The organism is Mesorhizobium sp. WSM3868, from assembly GCF_002294785.1.
Lineage (GTDB): Bacteria > Pseudomonadota > Alphaproteobacteria > Rhizobiales > Rhizobiaceae > Mesorhizobium.
The window spans coordinates 58,450-79,615 of record NZ_NSGB01000013.1 but is presented as its reverse complement, the minus strand read 5'-3'; the positions used below and the strand labels follow the sequence as shown (position 1 = coordinate 79,615).

The 21,166-nt window shown below is 64.6% G+C and carries 22 protein-coding genes; 14 read left to right on the top strand and 8 right to left on the bottom strand.

Annotation, left to right across the window (positions count from 1 at the left end):
- Window positions 1–115 precede the first annotated feature (115 nt).
- The 4 genes from ligA to CK221_RS20430 all read left to right on the top strand — a co-directional run bounded on the left by ligA (window position 116) and on the right by CK221_RS20430 (window position 4,137).
- Entirely contained in the window at window positions 116–2,323 is a 2,208-nt protein-coding gene (gene ligA / locus CK221_RS20445) for an NAD-dependent DNA ligase LigA (protein WP_095779036.1), read from the top strand.
- Window positions 2,323–3,009, top strand: a complete 687-nt coding sequence (locus tag CK221_RS20440) for a TIGR02453 family protein (RefSeq protein WP_095779035.1) — start codon at window positions 2,323–2,325, stop codon at window positions 3,007–3,009. Before ligA ends, CK221_RS20440 begins: the two co-directional genes overlap by 1 nt.
- Window positions 3,010–3,115: 106 nt before the next feature.
- On the top strand, window positions 3,116–3,844 hold the full coding sequence (locus CK221_RS20435; RefSeq protein ID WP_095779034.1) for an AzlC family ABC transporter permease: 729 nt from the start codon (window positions 3,116–3,118) through the stop codon (window positions 3,842–3,844).
- Window positions 3,841–4,137 (top strand): AzlD family protein, encoded by a 297-nt coding sequence (locus tag CK221_RS20430; protein WP_095779033.1) that lies wholly within the window; start codon window positions 3,841–3,843, stop codon window positions 4,135–4,137. Before CK221_RS20435 ends, CK221_RS20430 begins: the two co-directional genes overlap by 4 nt.
- Before the next feature lie 3 nt (window positions 4,138–4,140).
- Here the strand turns inward: CK221_RS20430 and CK221_RS20425 are convergent, their stop codons facing one another.
- From CK221_RS20425 to CK221_RS30355, 4 genes are all read right to left on the bottom strand, one after another.
- The gene (locus tag CK221_RS20425; protein WP_095779032.1) at window positions 4,141–5,985 is read right to left on the bottom strand and encodes an aminopeptidase P family protein; all 1,845 of its coding nucleotides are present in this window, start codon (window positions 5,983–5,985) and stop codon (window positions 4,141–4,143) included.
- 96 nt (window positions 5,986–6,081) lie between these two features.
- A complete protein-coding gene (locus tag CK221_RS20420) occupies window positions 6,082–6,954 on the bottom strand; it encodes a 50S ribosomal protein L11 methyltransferase (protein ID WP_095779031.1) in 873 nt (290 codons plus the stop codon).
- A gap of 77 nt (window positions 6,955–7,031) precedes the next feature.
- Window positions 7,032–7,616, bottom strand: a complete 585-nt coding sequence (locus CK221_RS20415; RefSeq protein WP_066990790.1) for an SCO family protein — start codon at window positions 7,614–7,616, stop codon at window positions 7,032–7,034.
- A 6-nt stretch (window positions 7,617–7,622) separates the two neighbouring features.
- Window positions 7,623–7,781, bottom strand: a complete 159-nt coding sequence (locus tag CK221_RS30355) for a hypothetical protein (RefSeq protein WP_179295172.1) — start codon at window positions 7,779–7,781, stop codon at window positions 7,623–7,625.
- Window positions 7,782–7,888: 107 nt separating this feature from the next.
- Between CK221_RS30355 and CK221_RS20410 the strand changes: the two genes are divergently transcribed.
- From CK221_RS20410 to CK221_RS20400, 3 genes are all read left to right on the top strand, one after another.
- On the top strand, window positions 7,889–8,317 hold the full coding sequence (locus CK221_RS20410; protein ID WP_095779095.1) for a CreA family protein: 429 nt from the start codon (window positions 7,889–7,891) through the stop codon (window positions 8,315–8,317).
- Between the two features lie 65 nt (window positions 8,318–8,382).
- Window positions 8,383–9,024 (top strand): DapH/DapD/GlmU-related protein, encoded by a 642-nt coding sequence (locus CK221_RS20405; protein ID WP_095779030.1) that lies wholly within the window; start codon window positions 8,383–8,385, stop codon window positions 9,022–9,024.
- Between the two features lie 250 nt (window positions 9,025–9,274).
- The gene (locus CK221_RS20400; RefSeq protein WP_066990799.1) at window positions 9,275–9,790 is read left to right on the top strand and encodes a low affinity iron permease family protein; all 516 of its coding nucleotides are present in this window, start codon (window positions 9,275–9,277) and stop codon (window positions 9,788–9,790) included.
- Here CK221_RS20400 and CK221_RS20395 read toward each other — a convergent pair.
- The gene (locus CK221_RS20395; RefSeq protein ID WP_095779029.1) at window positions 9,777–10,643 is read right to left on the bottom strand and encodes an SDR family NAD(P)-dependent oxidoreductase; all 867 of its coding nucleotides are present in this window, start codon (window positions 10,641–10,643) and stop codon (window positions 9,777–9,779) included. The genes CK221_RS20400 and CK221_RS20395 overlap by 14 nt on opposite strands.
- A gap of 149 nt (window positions 10,644–10,792) precedes the next feature.
- Here CK221_RS20395 and CK221_RS20390 point away from each other — a divergent pair, with 149 nt between their 5' ends.
- Window positions 10,793–11,074 carry a hypothetical protein gene (locus CK221_RS20390; protein ID WP_066990806.1) on the top strand — a complete coding sequence of 94 codons (282 nt, stop codon included), beginning with the start codon at window positions 10,793–10,795 and terminating at the stop codon, window positions 11,072–11,074.
- 155 nt (window positions 11,075–11,229) lie between these two features.
- Here CK221_RS20390 and CK221_RS20385 read toward each other — a convergent pair whose 3' ends face one another.
- The gene (locus CK221_RS20385) at window positions 11,230–11,631 is read right to left on the bottom strand and encodes a TMEM175 family protein (RefSeq protein ID WP_245430691.1); all 402 of its coding nucleotides are present in this window, start codon (window positions 11,629–11,631) and stop codon (window positions 11,230–11,232) included.
- Between the two features lie 140 nt (window positions 11,632–11,771).
- Between CK221_RS20385 and CK221_RS20380 the strand changes: the two genes are divergently transcribed.
- The gene (locus CK221_RS20380) at window positions 11,772–12,980 is read left to right on the top strand and encodes an MFS transporter (RefSeq protein WP_095779028.1); all 1,209 of its coding nucleotides are present in this window, start codon (window positions 11,772–11,774) and stop codon (window positions 12,978–12,980) included.
- A gap of 238 nt (window positions 12,981–13,218) precedes the next feature.
- Here CK221_RS20380 and CK221_RS20375 read toward each other — a convergent pair whose 3' ends face one another.
- Window positions 13,219–14,700 (bottom strand): esterase-like activity of phytase family protein, encoded by a 1,482-nt coding sequence (locus CK221_RS20375; protein ID WP_095779094.1) that lies wholly within the window; start codon window positions 14,698–14,700, stop codon window positions 13,219–13,221.
- Window positions 14,701–14,944: 244 nt separating this feature from the next.
- Window positions 14,945–15,970, bottom strand: coding sequence for a LacI family DNA-binding transcriptional regulator (locus tag CK221_RS20370; RefSeq protein ID WP_066990814.1), 1,026 nt, complete (start codon window positions 15,968–15,970; stop codon window positions 14,945–14,947).
- A gap of 197 nt (window positions 15,971–16,167) precedes the next feature.
- Between CK221_RS20370 and CK221_RS20365 the strand changes: the two genes are divergently transcribed.
- The 5 genes from CK221_RS20365 to CK221_RS20345 all read left to right on the top strand — a co-directional run bounded on the left by CK221_RS20365 (window position 16,168) and on the right by CK221_RS20345 (window position 21,142).
- Window positions 16,168–17,199 carry a Gfo/Idh/MocA family oxidoreductase gene (locus tag CK221_RS20365; protein ID WP_095779027.1) on the top strand — a complete coding sequence of 344 codons (1,032 nt, stop codon included), beginning with the start codon at window positions 16,168–16,170 and terminating at the stop codon, window positions 17,197–17,199.
- Window positions 17,196–18,104, top strand: coding sequence for a sugar phosphate isomerase/epimerase (locus tag CK221_RS20360; RefSeq protein WP_095779026.1), 909 nt, complete (start codon window positions 17,196–17,198; stop codon window positions 18,102–18,104). Before CK221_RS20365 ends, CK221_RS20360 begins: the two co-directional genes overlap by 4 nt.
- A 93-nt stretch (window positions 18,105–18,197) precedes the next feature.
- Window positions 18,198–19,211, top strand: a complete 1,014-nt coding sequence (locus tag CK221_RS20355; RefSeq protein WP_095779025.1) for a substrate-binding domain-containing protein — start codon at window positions 18,198–18,200, stop codon at window positions 19,209–19,211.
- Window positions 19,212–19,295: 84 nt separating this feature from the next.
- The gene (locus tag CK221_RS20350; protein ID WP_095779024.1) at window positions 19,296–20,090 is read left to right on the top strand and encodes an ATP-binding cassette domain-containing protein; all 795 of its coding nucleotides are present in this window, start codon (window positions 19,296–19,298) and stop codon (window positions 20,088–20,090) included.
- Window positions 20,090–21,142, top strand: coding sequence for an ABC transporter permease (locus CK221_RS20345; protein WP_095779023.1), 1,053 nt, complete (start codon window positions 20,090–20,092; stop codon window positions 21,140–21,142). The genes CK221_RS20350 and CK221_RS20345 overlap by 1 nt, the downstream gene beginning before the upstream one ends.
- Window positions 21,143–21,166: the final 24 nt, after the last annotated feature.

Sequence of the window (21,166 nt, the reverse complement as noted above, 5' to 3'; positions counted from 1 at the left end):
GCCGAGTCAGCAGGTGGCTGCATCCTGCTGTTCGGCAATGATTTTTGCGCAAGCGGACTCCTCCATACCGAATCCTGATTTATAGTGGCCCGCCACAATTCGAGGACCGCGCTTCATGTCTGAAAAACCAGTCGATTCGCTGAGCGAAAGCGAGGCCGCGGAGGAGCTGAAGCGGCTGGCGGCGGAGATCGCCGAGCACGACCGGCGCTACCATATGGAGGATGCGCCGACGATTTCGGACGCCGAATACGACGCATTGGCGCGGCGCAACCTTGCCATCGAGGGGCGCTTTCCCGATCTCGTCCGCGAGGATTCGCCGTCGCGTCGGGTCGGCGCGCCGCCGGCGGAAGGCTTCACCAAGGTGCGGCATGCCGTGCCGATGCTGAGCCTCGCCAAGGCCTATACCGACCAGGACGTGGCCGATTTCATCGAGCGTGGCCGGCGCTTCTTCGACCGCGACAAGGATCTCGACATCGCCTTCACGGCGGAGCCGAAGATCGACGGGCTGTCGGCATCGCTGCGCTATGAAAACGGCATCTTCGTGCAGGGCGCGACACGCGGCGACGGCGCGGTCGGCGAGGACATCACCGCCAATCTCAAGACCATCGCCGACATCCCGAAGAAGTTGCAGGGCTCGGGCTGGCCGGACGTCATCGAAATCCGCGGCGAGGTCTACATGACCTACGCGGAGTTCGAGGCTTTGAAGCAGCGCTCGGCAGCTATCGGCGGCCAGGACTATGTCAATCCGCGCAACACGGCGGCCGGGTCGCTGCGCCAGAAGGATCCAGCCGTCACCGCCAGCCGCAATCTGAAATTCTTCGCCTATGCCTGGGGCTACACGACGGCAGATCCCGCTCCAACCCAGTACGGTTCCGTGCAGAAATTCAAGGAATGGGGATTCCAGGTCAGTCCGCTGATGGTGCGGGCGAAGTCGATCGACGACCTCATCGCGCACTATCATCGGATCGAGGAGCAGCGTTCTTCGCTGGGCTACGACATCGACGGCGTTGTCTACAAGGTCGACCAGCTCGAGCTGCAGCGCCGCTGGGGTTTTGTGACCGGCGAGCCGCGCTGGGCAGTTGCCCACAAATTCCCGGCCGAACAGGCGATGACGACGGTCGAGAAGATCGACATCCAGGTGGGCCGCACCGGCACGTTGGCGCCGGTGGCGCGGCTGGCGCCGGTGACGGTCGGCGGCGTGGTGGTGGAAAACGTCACGCTGCACAATGAAGATTACATCAAGGGTTTTGACAGCAATGGGCAGCCGATCCGCGACGGCATTGACGTTCGCATCGGCGACACGGTGGTGATCCAGCGGGCAGGGGACGTCATCCCGCAGATCGTCAGGGTCGTCATCGACAAGCGGCCGGCCGATGCGGTGCCGTATGAGTTCCCGCACACCTGCCCGGTCTGCGGCTCGCCGGCGACGCGCGAGATCAACGAGAAGACCGGCAAGGAGGATTCGCGGCGCCGCTGCACCGGCGAGCTGATCTGCGCAGCGCAGGCCGTGGAGGGGCTGCGCCACTTCGTGTCGCGCGGCGCGCTCGATATCGAGGGCCTCGGCGCCGAGAACATCGACCTGTTCTTCAATGCCGGGTTGGTCAAGACCGCCGCCGACATCTTCACGCTGAAGGACCGCCGGCCGGCCGTCACCAAGGCGCTGGCGGAGCGGCGTGAGGAGCAGGCGAGACTGCGCGAGGCCGCATCGGGCAAGACGCGCAAGAATGTGCGCAGCGTCGAAGATCGCAACTACGAAAGCCTCGACAAGCTGTTTGCAGCCATCGACGCGCGCCGCGAGCCGGAGCTCGACCGCTTCATCTTCGCGCTCGGCATCCGCCATATCGGCGAGACCACGGCGGCGGTGCTTGCCCGCCAGTTCTCGACCATCGAGGAACTGATCCGCGTCGGCAAGGAGACGGCGAAGGCGCAGGATCCGCATGACGTGTTCCCGTCGATCAACGGCATCGGCGACACCGTGATCAACGCCTTGCACGACTTCTTCGGCAATGAGCGCAATGACGACGTGCTCGATGCGCTGCTGGCGCAAGTCCATCCCAAGCCCTATGTGGTCGAGATCTCGGCCGGCAGCGAGGTATCCGGCAAGACGGTGGTGTTCACCGGCACGCTGGAAAAGATGACGCGCTCCGAGGCCAAGGCGATGGCGGAGCGCCTCGGGGCGAAGGTCGCCGGCTCGGTGTCGGCCAAGACCGATCTGGTGGTGGCGGGTCCGGGCGCCGGCTCCAAGCTCAAGGTTGCGAGCGATCTCGGCATCGAGGTGATCGACGAGGACACCTGGCTGCAGCGCATCGGCAGGGGCGGCTGATGGCCGGAGCGTTCAAGGGTTTTGGCGAGAAGGCCATTCCCTTCCTCAAGGCTCTCGACTTCCACCAGAGCCGCGAATGGTTCCAGGAAAACCGCGGTCTCTACGAGAGTGAGCTGCACGAGCCGTTCTGCGATCTCGTCGAAACGCTCAGCGAGCGTTTCGCGGCGGCGGGACTTGGCCTGCGCGGCGACCGCAAGAAGTCGCTGTTCCGCATCAATCGCGACGTGCGCTTTTCCAAGGACAAGCGCACCTATAATCGGCACCTGTCGGCAATCCTGTCGCCAGACGGCACCAAGATGGAGCAGGGCGTGTTCTATGTGCATATCGGCCTCGAGCGCTGCTTTGCCGGCGTCGCCTGGTGGCAGCCCGGACCGGAGTTGCTGCAGGCGATGCGCAAGGCGATCGTGACGAAGCCGGCCGCCTTCCGCGCCATGGTTTCAGCGCTGAAAAAGACTGGGCTGGAGCTGGATAGGGAAGATTGCCTGAAGCGCGCGCCGCGTGGTTTCGAGGACGTCAGCGAAGCCGATCTCGCGCAAGCAGTCCGCAACCGCCATTTCGTCGTGCGGCATAATATTGATCCCGAAACCATCTACATGGCGGCGCTGGTTGACGATCTCGTCGGCTTCACCTTGCGCGCCAAGCCGCTGCTCGATTGGGGCAGGGCGATCCAGGGCAAGGCTGCCTGAGCCGCTCAAAGCCCGGCAATCAGTTCCGCTGATCGTCGGCTCAAGCGAATTGGTGTGACAAGCGGGGCGACGCTCCCTAAATCAAGCCGCTCAAGGGAGCAGTTGGATGACGGCGGAAGCAATCTCCGAAAGCCGTGCGAGGAGCGATTTCTGGGACGGCGTGCGGTTGTCGATGCCGGTCGTGGTCGCCTCAGCGCCGTTCGCGATCCTGTTCGGCGCGATTGCCGTGGACAACGGGTTTTCGGTCCTGGAAGCATTCCTCATGAGCGCGCTGATCTTCGGCGGCGCCAGCCAGATGGTCGGCATCGAATTGTTCGGCCAGCATGTCGCGCCCTGGCTGATCGTGCTCTCGATCTTCGCGGTGAATTTCCGTCACGTGCTCTATTCCGCCGGCATCGGCCGGCGCATCGCGCATTGGCCGCTGCTGCAGCAGGCGCTGGGCTATTTCATCCTGACCGATCCGCAATATGCCGTGGCCGAGGCGCGCGCGGCGTCCGGCCAATCGGTCGGGTTCGTCTGGTATCTCGGGCTCGGCCTGCCGGTCTATGTGTTCTGGGTGGCCGAAAGCGCGCTCGGCGCGGTCTTCGGCAAGATGATCCCGGATACCCATGCTCTGGGCATCGATTTCCTGCTGCCGATCTATTTCCTCGGCCTGGTTCTCGGCTTCCGCAAGCGGCCGCTGTGGCTGCCGGTGGTCGTCGCCAGCGCGGCCGCCTCGATCGTCGCCTACAAGACGGTCGGCTCGCCCTGGCATGTCTCGATCGGCGCCATTGCCGGCGTCCTTCTGGCGGTCATTCTGCCGCCGCATCATAGCGGCGTGGGGCAGCGCACATGAGCACGACCTTCTGGATCATCTTCGCCGGCGCCGTCGCCACCTATCTCACGCGCGTCGGCGGCCATCTCGTCATCTCGCGCTTCGAGACCGTCCACCCGCGTGTCGAGGCCGGCCTCAACGCCGTGCCGGCCGCTGTGCTGACGACACTTGTGGCACCTGCCGCGCTCGGCGCCGGACCGGCCGAATGGGCAGCGCTGATCGTCACCGCGCTGGTGTCGCTGCGCGGCGGCCTGATGGCGATGTTTTTGGCCGGTGCCGCGGTGCTGATTCTGGCCAGGCAGTTCGTCGGCTAGAAGTCAGATCTTGGCGTCGTGTGGCAGCGGCGCCGTGGCTTTCTCCAGCCAGGCCAGCGTCTCGCCGTCCACCATCGGACCGATCTCGGCCAGAACCCGCGCGTGATACTGGTCGAGCCAGTGCAGTTCGTCGCGGGTCAGCAGGTCGCTGCGGATGAGGCGCTTGTCGATCGGCGCCAGCGTCAGCGTCTCGAAGCCGTGCATGGCGATGTCGCCGCCCTCGATCTGCTCGGCAGGCGTGACCAGGATCAGGTTCTCGATGCGAATGCCGTAGGAGCCTTCCTTGTAATAGCCCGGCTCATTGGACAGCATCATGCCGGCAAGCAGTTTTTCGGTGCCGGTGCGGGCGATGCGCTGCGGGCCCTCATGCACGGCGAGGTAAGAGCCGACGCCATGGCCGGTGCCGTGGGCGAAGTCGCAGCCATGCTTCCACAGGGCCACGCGGGCGACGGCATCGATTTCCGAACCGCGCGTGCCGGCCGGAAAGCGCAGCGTCGAGATGCCGATCATGCCCTTCAGCACCAGCGTGAAGCGCTCGCGCATCTCTTCGGTCGGCTGGCCGATCGGCACGGTGCGGGTGATGTCGGTGGTGCCGTCCTGGTATTGTCCGCCGGAATCGAGCAGGAACAGCTCGCCGCTTTGGAGCTTGCGGCTAGTGGCGCGGGAGACGCGGTAGTGCATGATGGCGCCGTTCGGGCCGGCGCCGGAAATCGTGTCGAAGGAGACGTCGCGCAGCGGCATCTGTGTTTCCTCGCCGGTCTGCCGCCGCACCTCCTCGAGTTTGGTCACGACGTCGATCTCGTCGAGCGTATCCGGCTGCTGCCGGTCGAGCCAGCAGAGCAGCTTGGCAACGGCGGCGCCGTCGCGACGATGCGCGGCGCGGCTGCCGGCGACCTCGGCCTGGTTCTTGGTGGCGCGCGGAATGCGGGCGGGGTCTGGCGCAGAGACAACTGCGCCGCCATTGCCCTCGACCAGCATCTTGAGCTTTTCCGCCGCCAGAACGGGATCGAGCGCGATTTTTGCGCCGCCCTTGGCAAGGTTGGCGACCGCCGCTTCGAATTCGCCTGGATCGTGCGGATCGGCAAGCTGGGTGAGATAGGCCGCGACCTGTCGCGAAAATTTGCGCTGGTCCATGAAGAGTTGATGCTTGCCGTCGGCGGCAAGAATGGCGAAGCCGAGCGCCAGCGGCGTATGCGCCACGTCGCCGCCGCGGATGTTGAAGGCCCAGGCGATGGAAGACGGGTCGGTGAGCACGGCGTGCGTCGCGCCCTCCTTTTCGATCGCGCCCGCCAGCCGCGCCAGCTTGTCCTTGGCGAGCTCGCCGGCGAAGGCGATCGGGTGGAGTTCCACCGGTGCGCGCGGCGGCTCGGGCTGATCTTCCCAGATGATGTCGATCGGATTCTTGTCGAGCGGCACCAGTGTCGCGCCGGACTGCTCGGCCGAGGCTTTCAATGCCTTGATCTCGCCGATCGTGTGCAGCCACGGGTCGAAGCCGAGCCTGGCCCCTTTGCCGAGATTGTCCTTGATCCAGGAGGCCGGCGGATTGTCGACGAGGCTCTCGACGGTGAAGATCGAAAGATCGACCTCATTGCGCACCTGCAGCGTGTAGCGGCCGTCAACGAAGATGAAGGCGCGGTCGCGCAGGATGATGGCGACGCCGGCTGAGCCGGAAAAGCCGGTCAGCCATTTCAGCCGGGCCGACCGGTCGGCGACATATTCGCCCTGGTGCTCGTCGGCGCGCGGCACCATGAAGCCGTCCAGCTTGTTCTCGGCCAGCCATTGGCGCAGCGTCGCCACGCGCGGCTTGCCGACAGCCGGATCGCCGGCGGAATCAAAGGTCTGGAACATTTTTCCGCATCTCCTCGAATGGCTCGCGCGACCGTAGCGCAAGGTCTTCGAAACCGGAATCGATTTCGACAGGGCCAGTCTTGAACGATCTGGTTTTCAGCGCTTGAGGTGGATGGTCACCCAGCCCTCGCGGTGCAAGGTGCGGACGTGGCGGAAGCTCTGGCCGACATAGGCCGAGATCACCGCATCGCGCTGACGGTCGAGAATGCCGGAGAGCACCAGCGAGCCGCCGAGCCTGATGTGCCTGGCCATCTCGGGCGCCAACCGCATCAGCGGGCGCGCCAGGATATTGGCGACGATGAGGTCGAAGGGCGCGCGCCTGGCGAAGATCGGATGGTGGAAGCCGGGCGCCGTCACCGTCTCGACAAGCGCCTTCACTTGGTTCAGTCGCGCATTGGTCGCAGCGACGCGAACGGCGACCGGATCGATGTCGGTCGCCAGCACCGGAATGTGCGCGTGCTTGGCCAGCGCTATCGCCAGCACGGCACTGCCGGTGCCGAGGTCGAGCGCGTTGCCGGGGCGTTCGCGCAGCACCACCTGTTCCAGCAGTTCGAGGCAGCCGGCCGTGGTGCCGTGATGGCCGGTGCCGAAGGCAAGACCCGCCTCGATCTCAATGGCGAGGTCACCGCTGCGGCGCTTGTCGCGATCATGCGCGCCGTGGACAAAGAAACGCCCGGCGCGGACCGGCTTCAGTCCTTCGAGCGAGCGTGCAACCCAGTCGATGTCGGGGAGCGCCTCGCGCTCGACCTGCTTCGGCAGGGCGAGGTCCGCGAGTATGCGGTTGATCCGGACTGCGACGGCATCGACATCGCCATCGGCATAGAGCGACACTTCGTGGATGTCATTGGCCTCGTCGACCTCCAGCACGGCAAGCGGCAGGCCTTCGTCCTCGAAGGCTGCATCAAGCGCCGCGAAGATGCGGTCAGCCTCGGCCTTGCCCGCGGTGAAATGGAACCTGGTCTGCCCCATCAGGGCGACTCATGTTTGAGCGTGATCATTTCCGAGAACCGGTTCCACTTGTTGCTACGCAAACCTTCGGTTCGGGATCACGCCTGGCCGCCTGCTGCGAGCCGCTTCAGCTTCGCAATAGCCGTGTCGGCGCTTTCGCCATAGGCGATGGTGCCGGCGAACTCGCCCTTGGCGTTGAGGAGCAGCACGGAGGCCGTGTGGTCCATCGTGTAATCGCCGTCGCCGGTGTCGACCTTCTTCCAATAGATGCCGAAGGCCTTGGCCATTGCATGCACCTTGTCCGGATCGCCGGTGATGCCGGTGATGCGGTCGGAGAAGTTGCCGACGTAGGAATTGATGATCTGCGGCGTGTCCCGCTCCGGGTCGACCGTGACGAAGTAGGCGTTGAGGTTCTTGCCGCTGTCGCCCATCGTCTTCAGCCAGCCGGCCATTTCGAACAGCGTTGTCGGGCAGACTTCCGGACAATGCGTGAAGCCGAAGAAGACGACGCTTGGGTGGCCCCGGAACGCGGCCTCGGTGATCGGCGCGCTCTTCTGGTCGATCAGTGTGAACGGTGCGCCGTAGGGCTGGCCGCCATAATGGCCGCGATACCAGTCGAAAGTGAGCCAGCCGATGCCCGCCGCCATCAGTACGAGGATGCCGACCAGAATTGAGCGCATCATCAGAAACTATCCGTCGCGATCGTCGCGGCCCGGCGGATCCGGCGCGAGCCTGTTCGGCGACAGTCTTAGCGGTTTGGCGGCGCGCGCGCAAAGAGGTCGCGTTGCCGCAACCACGAGACCTGCCGCCTCCATCGCGACGATCATCGAATGGCTTGCAAATGCCATTGTCCTGTCCCACCTGACATCGGCTAAACGCAAAACCCGAGGAGGCTTCCTTGCGAAAACTGATCGGCTTGATTGCCGCCTGCATTGCCCTCGGCGCCGGCGCAGCGATGGCGGACGAGGTCGGCAAGGTCGGCGTCGACTGGGTCGGCAACGACATCATGATCGACGCGATCAAGGATCCAAAGGTCGACGGCGTCACCTGCCACGTCGCCTATTTCGACCGCAGCATCATCGATCGGTTGCACAAGGGCAACTGGTTCGAGGATCCGTCGGACTCGTCGATCTCCTGCCGCCAGACCGGGCCGATCACCATCGGCGACATCGACATGAGCGAGCGCGGCGAAGAGGTGTTCAAGCAGGGCCTCAGCCTGATCTGGAAGAAACAGGTGGTGAACCGCATCTACGACAAGAAGAACGAGACGCTGATCTATCTCTCGCACTCGCGCCAGGTCCAGAACGGCTCGGCGAAGATGTCGGTCACGACCGTGCCGCTCTATGGCCAGAACGTCGTGTGGACCAAGGGCAAGCCGCAATAGGCTCCGATCCGCCCGGATGATTGGTCACGCTTGCGGGGCCAATCGCTCAGGCGTAAAGCCGCGCCATGGATCGTCCTGAACATCTCGTCGCGAAAGATCCCGAGCCGCGCATCCATCCGACCGCGGAGCTGAAGGGGTGCAAGCTTGGCCGTTATGCATCGGTCGGCGAGCGGGTGATCCTGCGCGACGTGACGGTCGGCGATTTTTCCTATTTCGAGCGTCATTCGGAAGCGATCTACACGACGATCGGCAAGTTCTGCTCCATCGCCGCCAACAGCCGTATCAACGCGCTCGAGCATCCGATCGAGCGGCTGACCCAGCACAAGGTGAGCTACCGGCCCAACGAATATTTCCGCTGGCTTGGCGTCGACGCGGCATTTCGAGAGCGGCGGCAGGCAAAGCCGGTCAGCATCGGGCACGATGTCTGGATCGGCCATGGCGCCGTCATCATGCCAGGCATCACGATCGGCAATGGTGCCGTCATCGGTGCCAACGCGGTGGTGACGCAGGACGTGCCGCCTTACGCTGTCGTCGCCGGCGTTCCGGCCAAACCCTTGCGCCAGCGCTTTAGCGCCGACGTGGCGGCGCGCATTGAAGACCTCGCCTGGTGGGACTGGACGCCGGAAAAACTCGCCAGGGCGATCCCGGACATGCAGTCGTTGCCGATCGAGGCCTTCCTCGATCGTTGGGAAAACGCCGCGACCTGAACCCGTGAAGCGCCCCTCCGCCATGCGGGGGGAGCAGCTGAAGGGGCCGGAGGTAAGCCGCCGTGAAGCGGAACGAGCAGGCTTTTCGACCTGCACCGGCACCATGGCAACAACGCATAAGGTGTTTTTTCGTCGGCATGCGCCTCTCGCGTGTATGCGATTGCAGGCGGAAAATCGGGCCGGCGGGAACCGGAGAGGCCGGCCCTTGTTTCTCTCGAAATGCCGCGCTCTTGCGTTTTGTGAGGAATGGATGATCGAAAAGCTTTTCACCAAGGTTGCCAATTGGGTGGCTCACCTGGCCGGTATGCCTTTGACTTTTGCCGTCTGCGTTCTGATCGTAGTGATCTGGGCCGCGACTGGCCCGGTCTTCGGCTTCTCGGATACCTGGCAACTGGTGATCAACACCGGGACAACCATCATCACCTTCCTGATGGTGTTCCTGATCCAGAACACGCAGAACCGCGATGGCGCCGCAATCCAGACCAAGCTCGACGAGTTGATTCGCGTCAGCGAGGCCCACAACCATTTCATCGGCATCGAGCACCTGACGGAATCGGAGGTCGAGGAGATCCGCGCCAAATGCGAAGCGGCGGCAAAACGGCACGACCGCAAAATCGCCGAAACAGCGGCCAAGCAGGCTATGACGATAAAAAACGGTTCCGGGCGCGACCGCAAGATCGCTGAGGCGGCCGCCAACAAGACCGTGCCACGGAAGGCAAGCTCTAAGAGGAAGGCGCCGCCTGAACGGCCCGTCAGCGGTTCATAAAGGCGGCGAAAGCGTCCTTGTGATCCGGATGCCAGCGCGACAAAGCGGGGCGGTTTTCGATGATGTCGCCGATCGCCCAGGCCATGCGCTTTTCATCCATGGGCCGAGCGACCTCGTTGTCCGGGCAAAGGATGTAGAAGTCGTCCTGCTTGAGCGATGCCAGCATGAAATCGATCACCTGCTCGCCCGTCCAGGCGCCGGCCGGCTTTTCCGTCGCGCCCTCGGTCAGGCCGGTATAGGTGAAGCCGGGGATCAGCAAATGCGCGGAAAGCTTCGCTCCAGGCTCGTTGCGCAACGCATGGGCCAGGCCCTCGGTGAAGGTCTTCACGCCCGCCTTGGAGACGTTGTAGGCGAGATTGCCGGGCGGCGTGGTGATGCCTTGCTTGGATCCGGTGTTGATGATCAGGCCGGGCTCGCCCGCAGCCAGCATGCGCGGCGCAAAGGCCTCGACACCATGCACGACGCCCCAGAAATTGATGTCCAGCAGCCGTTTCCAGGCTTCACGATTTTCCCACGGCTTGCCGGGATTGTTGCCGACGCCGGCATTGTTCATCATTACCGAAATCGCACCGAATGCACCGTAGGCGAGGTCCGCGAGCCGGTCGACTTCCTCGGCCTTGGAGACGTCGGTGGGGATAGGGAGAACGGCATCGTCCCCGGCAATGACGGCGACCGCCTGCCGGGCCTGGTCGAGGCGCACGCCGCCTATGTCGGCAAGCACGGTCTTCATGCCCATGGCCGCGAAGCGCTTCGCGGCGGCCAGGCCTATGCCGCTGGCGCCGCCGGTGATGACGGCGACATTGCCGGAGGCGAAAGCGGGCAGGGCGGTCTGGATTTCGGCGTCGCTGGTCATGGTTGATGTCCTTATTCCGGGTCGAGCCGAACTTAACGCCGGTCAGGGGCGAGGCAAGCCTTGATCGCTGCAATCATCGACGGCGGTACCGCCAATGGGTTGACCGCAGCAGCTTGCCCCGCGCATGCTGCCGGAAAAGGAGTTCGGCATTGACCGATTGGATCGGAATCCTGAAGGAGCAGACCGCCACCGGCGAACAGATGGGCCGGGATGTGCCGAAGATGCTCGCCAACCCCGATATCAGCGAGGCGCAGGTCAAGACCCTGTTTTCGGCACTGGAGCAACAGGCGGACTTCGCGGAAAAGCTGCGCTTGGCGCTGGAGAAGTTCGGCCATGACTTTCCCGTCATCAAGGCCGCAGAGCGGCTGGAAGAGCGCTATGCCGACCTTGCCGCCTCGGCGGCAGAAAAACTGAAAGCGATGCGGCAGTAAGAACCCGCTATCTTTCCACGAGACGCTCGAACCGCCTGTCCGGAGTGAACCAGATAATTGCCACCAGGACGTAGATCGCCACGCTGATCCACTGGCTGAACGAGGTCAGCAGAATGGCGGCAATGTAGAACGCCAGCGAAATGTTACCCTTGCGGTCATGGCCCACGGCTCTGGCGAAGAAGCTTGAAGACCAGGATGGTATAGGCAACGGCGCAAAGCGCGAGGTCGATGCCGTAGACGGCGACCGGCACCGGGGCGAAGTGGTTCTCGCCCATGAAGGCGGTCGTCACCGGCATCAGCGACAGCCAGAACAGGAGGTTGAGGTTGGCCCACAGCACCCGGCCGTCGACACGCTGCACGGTATGGAACATGTTGTGCAGATTGTTCCAGTAAATGCCGACATTGATGAAGGACAAGACGTAGCAGAAGAAGATCGGCCAAAGCGGCGCCAGCGCGGCAAGGTCCTCGCCATGCGGCACTTTAAGCTCCAGCACCATGATCGTGATGATGATAGCGACAACGCCATCGGTGAAGGCTTCGACCCGGCCCTTGCCCATGGTTCTTCCCTCCTCGTTTAACGAACGTTACGGGAGGATTTCGCGCGAGACCATACTGCCATAACTGTCAGGAGAGCGTTCGGCATTCGGAACAGCCGCAATTGCGCGGACGTTGGGCTTGCAACCAAGCGGAGGTCGCGATGGCCGGCTACACTCAAACCATGAAGCGCGACAACGAACTTGGCGGCGGTGTCGCAAGAGCCGCGGTTGCCGCTATGATAGCTGCACTGTTTGCCGGCAGCACGGCTCTGACGCCACTCTATGTCATCTATAAACAAGCCTTCGGGTTCTCGCAGATCACCCTGACATTGGTCTATGCCGTCTATGTGGTCGGCAATTTGGCCGCACTTCTGTTTTTCGGCCGATTGTCGGATGTCATCGGTCGCCGTCCGGCAGCCATGGCGGCGATGGGCGTGGCCGTGGTCAGCGCGCTGTTTTTCCTCTTGGCTGAAAACCTGATGTGGCTCGACATCGCCCGTATCCTCAGCGGGCTCGGCATCGGGATCGGCGCGGGAACCGGCACCGCTTGGCTCGCTGAGCTGATCGAAGGGGAGGACAAGTCACGCGCGGCTGTCATCGCTACCAGCACCAATTTCGTCGGTCTCGGGGTCGGCGCACTGATGTCGGGATTGCTCGCCCAATACGCGCCTTGGCCGCTCAGGCTGACATTTGCCGTTTATCTGGTCCTGCTTGCGCTGATCACGCTGCTGATCTGGCGCACTCAGGAAACAGTCTCCAGGCCCGGACGACTCTCCGACGTCTCAATGCAGCCGCGGCTTTCGGTCCCCGACAAAATCCGCGCGCAATTCGTGGCGCCGGCGGTGACCGGCTTCGGCGCCATGGCGCTGGTCGGTTTCTACGCCGCGCTCGCGCCAAGCATTCTGGCACAGCAGCTCCATGCGACCAACCACTCCGAGGCCGGCGGGCTGTTCTTCGAACTGTCGATCGTGGCAGCGGCGGCGATCCTGGCGACAGCGCGCCTGTCCAGTCGCTTCACGATGCTCGCCGCGCTAGTTCTGATGGTCCCGACCGTGGCGCTGATCGTCGCGGCGCAGGCCTTCGCCTCCATGACGATGATGATCGTTGCCACAGGCTTTTGCGGCGTGGCGGCGGCACTCGGCTATCGCGGTGGCCTGCAGGTGGTGAACCAGATCGCGCCGGGCGACCGACGCGCCGAAGTGGTCTCGGCCTTCTTCATCTGCTGCTTCTGCGGCAATGCGCTGCCGGTCATCGGCATCGGCGTGCTGTCGGGTTGGACGAGCGCGACGGTGGCAAGCCTGGCCTTCGCCGGCATGATCACCATCTTCTCGCTGGTGGCGCTCGGGTTCGGCGCCAGATACGCGCGATAGTTCACCCGTTCGGTGTCTCGACGAGATTGGCGCGCCGGCGCGGCACGCCGAACCCGGTGTCCAGCGGCTCGCCTGCGGCCGGAGGGTCCTCGGAGATGGGGCCGCTTGTCAGGTCGCCGGTCCCCGGCGAGCGGGCTTGTTGTCGTCCATGGCGGGCACCGAAGATGCATCAGGCCCGCGATGGTATCGCAGCCTGATGCTTCTGCATCCGTTGGGGCTGGGCCAGATGCCTTCGCAACTAGTTTGCGGCGAGACTGTTCCCCGACAGGCCGGGCAGGGTAACCTGATAGACCAGGAAGGTGGTGTCGACATCGGCGCCATCCTCGGCCTTGTACGGGGCGCCGACCTGGAAGCCGTCCTGGGTCAGAAAGTCGTTGTCGTTCGCGACGAACAGGAAATAGTCGTCGGGCAGCTTCGGGTCCAGCACGCTCACCAGCGACATCGCCTCCCACTTCTCCGAGAGGTTGTTCCTGTCGTTCGGCGCGCCGTTGTGCAGGCCGAAACGGCCGAGTTCGCCCTTGTCGTTGATGTCGATGAACGAGGTGAGCTTGGCCGGCGTCACCGACGGATCGAGCACGCCTTTCGGCGCAACCGGCTTGTCGGCGGCGTCGAACGGGCCGTTGGCGATATCGGTAGCGGCGGAAAGGTCTACGACCTCGATCTTGCGGTAGACCGACTCGGCGTCCTTCAGCCCCTGGCCGTTGCCGCTGTCGCGTGCCAGCATCAGAAAGCTCTTGTCGGACAGCGCCACGATCTCGCTCTGCGCGGCCACCTTGGTCTTGCCCTTGGCGTCCTTGAACACCGGCAGCGGCACCACATATTCGTGCGCCAGCTTGAGGTGGGCAAGGTCGGAGCCGTCATAGACCAGCGCGCGGGCATTCCGGCGGGTCGACCCGGAATCGCCGCCATCCTGGCGCGGCGCCGACTGCAGCACGGCGATCAGGAACTTGCCGTCCGGCGTCATCGACATGCCTTCGAGGCCCTGATTGTTCTGGCGGCCGGTCTCGGGATCCTTGGGATCCGGCTCGGCGGCACCCGGGCCAGGATTGTCGGAAGCGAAGTTCGGCTTGCCATGGCGCATCGGCACCAGGGCCGCCGGCGGCTGCGTCGCCGAGATCAGGCGGCCGTCGGCCGAAAAGCGATAGATGTTGGGGCCATATTCGTCGGAAATGAACATGGTGCCGTCGGGCAGGCGCACGATCGCCTCGTCGTCGAGCGAAAGCTTGCCGTTGCCGGCCTGCGGCAGGATCGGCATGTCGCCGGCAGCGGGGCGCACGCCGTTGAGCGGGTCGAGGCCGGTGGCGTCGGCGCCCTTGTCGTCGGTCAGAAGCATGGTGTCGGCGAGCGTTGCCTTGACGCCCGACTGTTCCTGGCCGGCGGCGGGCGCCGCGCCCGGGGCGGTCGGGGTCAGCTCGATTGCAATTGTGTTCAAGCGGGGCCGGTAGTCGGTGGTGCCGGCGACGTTGTAGCCGCGGTCCGGCAGCAGCCAGAGCGAGCCTTTGTAGCCGGCGCCGTCACGCGCCCAGCTCTTGGCGTCGATCGCCATGCCGGAGCCCGAACCAAAGGTCTCGCCGAACTTGTCCTTCTGGCTGGCGGGGATGCGGCCAACGCCGACTAGCCCTTTGTTGACATAGCCAACACCCTCGGCGAGCGCAGGGCTCAGCACGGTGAACAGGGCGAGTGCCGCGCCAAGCGCGACGGTTCGGTTGAGGTGCTTCATGATGTCCCCCATGTGACGAGCAGAGCCGGAATGGCGTCACATCGGGTCTAGGACGCGAACATGATACTTGCGTGACAGGAGGGGGGTACTTGCCTTCTCCCCTTGTGGGAGAAGGTGGATCGGCGCGCAGCGCCGAGACGGATGAGGGTGTTCCAGCGGAGCGAGACGTTGGCTTTCCCTGGAGCTCCCCTCATCCGTCGCCTTCGGCGACACCTTCTCCCGCAAGGGGAGAAGGAGAGGGCGCTCAATCGCTCTCTCGCGCGACGAGCTCCAGCGGCCAGACTTCGCGGATCGTGCGTGGCCCCTCCGGACCGGCATGGGCCGGGAGTGACGCCAGCAGCATCTCGGCCAGCCGCCGGCCCATCGGCTCCAGCGCCGGACGGAAGGCGGTCAGCGTCGGCGAGAAATAGCGGCAGAGCGGCGTGTCGACGATGACGATCACCGCGATGTCGTGGCCGGGCCTGATGCCCATCTCGGCCAGTGCCTTGCAGCCGCCGAGCGCCATCGCGTCATTGTTGAAGATGATGGCTGTCGGCCGGTCCTTGGAGAGCATGACACGCGGCGTCACCTGGTAGCCGCCGGTCTCGTTGATGAAGCCGTCGGCGATCAGGCCGGGGTCGACTTCGATGCCGTGCCGCTTCAGAGCCTTGCGGTAGCCGTCGAGGAACAGGTAGCCGAAGTTGAGATCAAGCGAAGGGCGGATGGCAGCTATGCGGCGGTGGCCGCGCGCGACCAGCCGGTCGACGGCTTCATCACCCGCCCTCTCGAAATCGATATCGAGCGAAGGATAGGTGTCGCCGCCGGATTGACTTCGGCCAAGCGTGGCGAAGGGAAAGCCGGCCTTGCTCAGATAGTCGATCCGATCGTCTTCCCGCCGTGTATTGGCCAACACGACCGCGTCGGCCCGGCGCGTCTCAACCACGCGGCGCAGCCTCTCCTGCTGATATTGGCCGGGCTCGCCCATGACGACCATCAGATCCAGGTCATGCTCGGCGAGCCGCGCCTGCAGGCCGGTCAGGAATGGAATGAAGAACGGCTCGCCATATTGCTGGTCGCCGGGATGCGGTTGCAGCATGAAGGCGATCGAGCGGGTGGCGCCCTGGCGCAGGCTGCGGCCCGACTGGTTGGGCGAATAGTTCAGCTTCCTGGCCGCCTCGAGCACCCGCTGGCGCGTCTCCGCATTGACGTCGGCGCGGCCGTTCAGCGCGCGCGACACGGTGCCGATCGAAATGTTCAGGTGACGCGCGAGATCGTGGATGCTGGACGCCAAGGCAGGTTCTCCCCCTGACTTCGCTAGCACCGGCCGGCGTTCAGGCCAAGCAGCGGATGTCGATTTTCGCGAGCAGGTGATTGACATTCTACGCCATCGGGTGTGTTCTCGTAAACGTTTACGGAAAAACGTTTACGGTGATGCCGGAAATGCCGTGACACTCGGCCTGGAGGGGCCGAGCGGAGGAGGAGCGCTGGATGATGAAGATCGTCCTGGTCGGATGCGGAGCCATGAGCAGGCACTGGCTCGATGCCGCGAGGCAGATCGACGGGCTTGCCATTGCCGGCCTTGTCGATCTCGATGCCGACCGGGCTCAGGGGAGGGCGCGCGAGTATGACCTCACCAGTGCCGTCATCGGCACCAGCCTCGATGCCGTTCTCGACCAGACCCGGCCCGATGCCGTGTTCGATGTCGTGGTTCCTGCCGCCCGGCGCGAGGTCGCGCTTTCGGCCTTTGCCCATAACTGCCATCTGCTCACCGAAAAGCCGCTCGCCGACAGCCCAGAAAATGCGCGCGCCATCATCGAAGCGGCGCGCCGCGCGGGGCGCGTCCATGCCGTAGTTCAGAACCGGCGCTACGTCGCCAATGTCAGGCGGATCAGGCGGTTCCTGGCCTCCGGCGCCATCGGCGCGCCGACCAGCATCCACGCCGACTTCTTCGTCGCGCCGCATTTCGGCGGCTTTCGCGAGGAGATGCGCCACGTGCTCTTGCTCGACATGGCGATCCACACGTTCGACGCCGCCCGCTACATGGTCGCCGGCGAACCGGCCGGCGTCTATTGCCAGGAGTGGGAGCCTGCCAATTCCTGGTACCGTCAGGGCTCGTCGGCCAGCGCGGTGTTCGATTTCGGCGGCGGCAAGGTCTTCACCTATGCCGGCTCCTGGTGCGCGGACGGTTTCCGCACGAGTTGGGAAGGCAGCTGGCGCATCGTCGCCGAGCGCGGCAGCCTGTTGTGGGACGGGCATGACGGGTTGAAGGCCGAGGTGGTTGCGTCCGGCCGCGACGGTATCGTCGACAAGACCCAGTCGATCGAGGTGCCGGCGCTCGAGGCGGCCGACAGAGTCGACGGCCATCTCGGCATCATCCAGGATTTCATGCGCGCGATCGAGACCGGCACCGAACCGGAGACGCGCGGCACCGACAACATCAAAAGCCTAGCCATGGTCTTTGGCGCCATCGAAAGCGCCGAGACCGGACGCCGCGTCGCAATCGCAAAGGAAACGCCGTGATCCCGAACCCGCTTCTCGACATCAGGATCGGCACCATGGTGCGAGCCAATCTCGACGACCCGGCCGCCTATGTGAAACAGATCCTGCCGCTCGGCTTCGAGAGCATCCAGCCCTTTTTCTGGCAGACGCTAGGCGGCAAGGACCTAAAGCGCCTGGCGGGCGAAATCCGCGAAGCGATCGGCGATGCCGACGTCACCGTGTCGTCGATCGGAGTGTTCGGCAATCCGCTGGAAAACGGCGAGGTCGACCGCGGCGTGCTCGCGGCGTGGGAGACCGTCATCGACAACGCACATCTGTTCGGCACCACGATGGTCTGCGGCTTCACCGGCCGGCTGCGCGGCAAACCGCTGACCGACAGCCTGCCCCGTTTCCGCGAGGTCTGGGGGCCGCTGGCCAGGCGCGCCGCCGACAAGGGCGTGCGCATCGCCTTCGAGAACTGCGCCATGGACGGCAACTGGGCGAGCGGCGACTGGAACATCGCCCACAACCCGGACGCCTGGGAGCTGATGTTCAACGAATTGCCCGACGACAATCTCGGGCTCGAATGGGAGCCCTGCCACCAGCTCGTCTATCTGATCGACCCGATTCCGCAGATCCGCAAATGGGCGCCGCGCATCTTCCACGTCCACGGCAAGGACGCCACCGTGCGCTGGGACGTGATCCGCGAGCACGGCGTGTTCGGACGCCTGCCATTCGTGCAGATGCGCAGCCCCGGCTTCGGCGACAGCGACTGGGCCCGGGTGATCAGCGAATTGCGGCTGGCGGGCTACAAGGGCGCCATCGACATCGAAGGCTGGCACGACCCGGTCTATCGCGGCGACCTCGAGATGACCGGTCAGGTGCGGGCGCTGGACTATCTGAAGCAGTGCAGGGGAGGAGCCAGCTACCTGCCCAATCCGGTGTGAGGACCGGCCGGCGGGAGGAGCCGGCCACCAAGACTACGGCCGAAGCAATCGTCGAAACCCTCTGTTGCGAGGGACCAAAAGGGAGGAACGTGCATGAGCATCACGACCAGAAGGACTGTTCTGCGCTCGACCGTCGCGGCGGCTGCCGCGGCGCTCTGCGCCTCGATCTCCACCTTGCCGGCAAAGGCGCTTGACGCCCAATGGTGCAAGGACGTCCATATCCGCTTTTTCGTCGGCGGCGCCGAGGGCGACGCCTTCGGCACCATCGTCTACAATGGCGCCAAGCAGGCGGCGGCCGATCTTGGGCCGAAGGTCGACTACATCTTCTCCCAGTGGGATGTCGAGAAGATGGTGCAGCAATTGCGCGAGGCGGTCGCGGTCAAGCCGCAAGGCATCGCCATGATGGGCCATCCGGGCGATGCCGCGATCATGCCGCTGGCCGAGCAGGCGCATAAGGACGGCATCAAGATGATGTACCAGAACGTGCCGGTGCCGAAGGTGGCGGAAGCGTTCGGCGGCGGCTATGTCGGCGCGCAGCAGGAGCAGCAGGGCCGCGCGCTCGGCGCCGAGGCGTTCAAGCTCGGCAAGCTCAAGGCCGGCGACAAGGCGATCATGATCGGCCCGTTCGAGAACGAGAATCGCGGCGCGCGCGAGCGCGGCACGGTCGCGGCGCTGAAGGAGGCGGGCGTCGAGGTGATCCAGCTGTCCTCGCCGCCGAGCGGCGAATGGGCGTCCGACCCGAACCTCGCCATTCCGGTGATCACGGCGGCTCTGCTCAACCACCCCGACGTCAAGGCGGTCGGCTATCCCGGCGGACAGATGCTCGGCAACGTCGCCACCTATATGCAGGCGGCGGGACGCAAGCCCGGCGACATCTTCAACTTCGGCTTCGATACCAGCCCGCAGATCGTCGAAGGCTTCAAGGGCGGCTGGGTGCAACTGACGGCCGACCAGCAGCCTTTCCTGCAGGGCTATCTGCCGATCTTGAGCCTTTGCCAGCAGGTGGTGCTGGGTCTGGCGCCGATGAATGTCGATACCGGCGCCGGCTTCGTCACGCCGCAGAATTACGAGATCGTCGCCGAGCTGGCCAAGCAGGCGCTGCGTTGACCTCCCAGGCGGTCGGTCGGGGTTGGGCCCGGCCGACCGGATCGCCGGCAAGCGGCCGATAACACAATTGGAAGCGAGGATCGCATGGGCGAACGCATCATCGAACTGCGCGACATCAAGAAATCCTACGGCCAGGTCTATGCGCTGGGCGGCGTCAACCTCAGCGTCGATCGCGGCGAGGTGGTCGGCTTGATCGGCGACAACGGCGCCGGCAAATCGACGCTGATCAAGATCCTATCCGGCGTGGTCAAGCCGACAAGCGGCGACATCCTCGTACGCGGCAAGCCGGTGACCGGATGGAGTGCCGCCCGCTCGCGCGATGCCGGCATCGAGACGGTGTTCCAGGACCGGGCTTTGGCCGTGCAGCAAACGATCGTGCGCAACATCTTCATGGGCCGCGAGGTGACCGGCTTCATGGGCTGGCTCAAGGTCGGCAAGGAGATCGAGGAGGCAAGCCGGCTGATGCGTGAGATCGGCTTCACCTCGAAAGTGTTCACGCCGCATTCCATCGTCGGCCAGCTTTCGGGCGGCGAGCGTCAGGGTGTGGCGATCGCGCGCGCCATCTACAAGCAGGCGGAGCTGATTATCCTCGACGAGCCGACGACGGCGCTGTCGCTGACTGAGACCGCCAAGGTCTTCCATTTCGTGCGCCAGGTGCGGGCGAGTGGCCGCTCGATCCTGTTCATCGGCCACAACATTCATCATGTCTTCGACATCGCCGACCGCTTCGTGGTGCTCGACCGCGGCAAGGTGGCGTTGACGGCTGACCGCAGCGAGGTCAAGTCAGCCGACGACCTCATCAACTTTATGGAAGAGATCGCGCATCCGGGTGGCCTGCCAGGGCTACACGAGGCGGGCGGAGCGGAGCAGAGAGCGTGATGAGCAAGGCCATGGAACCCGATCTGCAAACACCTCTGGGAAGGGCAAGCGGCCCGACAGAATCAGGCAAGCAGTGGAGTCATCCTTCCGATCACTGGCTGCGCGGCTTCGTCCTCGACAATCGCGCGGCGCTAGGCACGCTCGCCGTGTTCATCGTCATGATGGCAATCTTCATGATCGCCAACCCGACCGTCTTCACCACCTGGTATCTTTACAGCTCGGTGCTGACGACGCTTCCCGTCGCGCTGTTCGTTGTCGTGCCGCTGGTCTTCGTAGTCACCTGCGGCGAGATCGACCTATCGTTCCCGGCGACGATGGGTTTCGCCTCATGGGCCTTCGCGATCGTCGTGCAGGCCGGCTACGATCCGTTCCTCGGCATCGCCGCGGCGCTTCTCACCGGCACGCTGCTCGGCTTCCTGGTCGGATCGCTGGTGGTCTATGGCGGCCTGTCGTCGCTGATTGCCACGCTCGGCATGAACTTCCTGCTGCGCGGGCTGATCCAGATCATCAACGAGGGCAAGTCGACGGCGCTGACCAGTCTGGCCGACAGCTCAGCTTACGCGATCTTCTCCGGCCAGCTCTGGGGCATCCCGGTGCAGATCTTCTGGGCGATCGCCTTCGTCGTGTTTTCGGCGCTGCTCTACAACCGCCACCGCTTCGGCGCCCAGGTCAAGGTGGTCGGCGATAACCCGGACAGCGCCAAGCAAATGGGCATCGACGTTCAGCGCGTCCGGGTCAAGGTGTTCGTCTTCACCGGCATCGGGGCGGCGATCGCCGGAACCTTCTCGGTGATGATCAACTTCACCTGGTGGCCGACGGCGGGCGACGGCTACCTGCTGCCGGTGCTGGCATCGGTGTTCGTCGGCGGCACGCCGACCTGGGGCGGTATCGGTACAGTGGTCGGCGGCGCGATCGGCGCGGTCACCGTGTCGTTCATCCAGACCGGCGTCGTCGCCGCGGGCCTCAGCGGCTTTTACGTGCAGTTCTTCAACGGGCTGATCATCATCCTGTCCCTGCTCGGCCACAAATGGAACCAGGCGCGGTATCGCTGAGAGGCTGCGGTTTTCGGACGGTAA

Bases quoted from the DNA above. Each gene is read 5' to 3' on its own strand.
- ligA (WP_095779036.1), top strand. From the start codon at position 116: ATGTCTGAAAAACCAGTCGATTCGCTGAGCGAAAGCGAGGCCGCGGAG.
- CK221_RS20440 (WP_095779035.1), top strand. From the start codon at position 2,323: ATGGCCGGAGCGTTCAAGGGTTTTGGCGAGAAGGCCATTCCCTTCCTC.
- CK221_RS20435 (WP_095779034.1), top strand. From the start codon at position 3,116: ATGACGGCGGAAGCAATCTCCGAAAGCCGTGCGAGGAGCGATTTCTGG.
- CK221_RS20430 (WP_095779033.1), top strand. From the start codon at position 3,841: ATGAGCACGACCTTCTGGATCATCTTCGCCGGCGCCGTCGCCACCTAT.
- CK221_RS20425 (WP_095779032.1), bottom strand. From the start codon at position 5,985: ATGTTCCAGACCTTTGATTCCGCCGGCGATCCGGCTGTCGGCAAGCCG.
- CK221_RS20420 (WP_095779031.1), bottom strand. From the start codon at position 6,954: ATGGGGCAGACCAGGTTCCATTTCACCGCGGGCAAGGCCGAGGCTGAC.
- CK221_RS20415 (WP_066990790.1), bottom strand. From the start codon at position 7,616: ATGATGCGCTCAATTCTGGTCGGCATCCTCGTACTGATGGCGGCGGGC.
- CK221_RS30355 (WP_179295172.1), bottom strand. From the start codon at position 7,781: ATGGCATTTGCAAGCCATTCGATGATCGTCGCGATGGAGGCGGCAGGT.
- CK221_RS20410 (WP_095779095.1), top strand. From the start codon at position 7,889: ATGGCGGACGAGGTCGGCAAGGTCGGCGTCGACTGGGTCGGCAACGAC.
- CK221_RS20405 (WP_095779030.1), top strand. From the start codon at position 8,383: ATGGATCGTCCTGAACATCTCGTCGCGAAAGATCCCGAGCCGCGCATC.
- CK221_RS20400 (WP_066990799.1), top strand. From the start codon at position 9,275: ATGATCGAAAAGCTTTTCACCAAGGTTGCCAATTGGGTGGCTCACCTG.
- CK221_RS20395 (WP_095779029.1), bottom strand. From the start codon at position 10,643: ATGACCAGCGACGCCGAAATCCAGACCGCCCTGCCCGCTTTCGCCTCC.
- CK221_RS20385 (WP_245430691.1), bottom strand. From the start codon at position 11,631: ATGGGCAAGGGCCGGGTCGAAGCCTTCACCGATGGCGTTGTCGCTATC.
- CK221_RS20380 (WP_095779028.1), top strand. From the start codon at position 11,772: ATGGCCGGCTACACTCAAACCATGAAGCGCGACAACGAACTTGGCGGC.
- CK221_RS20375 (WP_095779094.1), bottom strand. From the start codon at position 14,700: ATGAAGCACCTCAACCGAACCGTCGCGCTTGGCGCGGCACTCGCCCTG.
- CK221_RS20365 (WP_095779027.1), top strand. From the start codon at position 16,168: ATGATGAAGATCGTCCTGGTCGGATGCGGAGCCATGAGCAGGCACTGG.
- CK221_RS20355 (WP_095779025.1), top strand. From the start codon at position 18,198: ATGAGCATCACGACCAGAAGGACTGTTCTGCGCTCGACCGTCGCGGCG.
- CK221_RS20350 (WP_095779024.1), top strand. From the start codon at position 19,296: ATGGGCGAACGCATCATCGAACTGCGCGACATCAAGAAATCCTACGGC.
- CK221_RS20345 (WP_095779023.1), top strand. From the start codon at position 20,090: ATGAGCAAGGCCATGGAACCCGATCTGCAAACACCTCTGGGAAGGGCA.